At 37.6% G+C, this 213-nt stretch carries 1 pseudogene; it reads right to left on the bottom strand.

Going from position 1 to position 213, the window contains the following annotated elements:
• Positions 1 to 213: pseudogene (locus KI369_RS29085) on the bottom strand (bifunctional metallophosphatase/5'-nucleotidase); the annotation flags it as partial.

The following is a 213-nucleotide window of genomic DNA, read 5'->3' on the forward strand; positions in this document are numbered from 1 at the left end:
CTTGTAATAATGCTGAAACAGGAGTACTTGCTCCAACAACATCGCCAGCATGTACCTTTAATGTATTCGGATTTTGTTTTTCGCGATCACGTAAATAAGCCCCTAAGTACTCAATTCCCCCTGCATCTTTATTGTTAATTTTTTTTACAGTGTCTAGTTGCCCATGAAAATCGTTAATACCGAGCATTTGTACATCTATGTAGCGGTTTTGTT

Source organism: Bacillus sanguinis (assembly GCF_018332475.1).
Taxonomy (GTDB): domain Bacteria; phylum Bacillota; class Bacilli; order Bacillales; family Bacillaceae_G; genus Bacillus_A; species Bacillus_A sanguinis.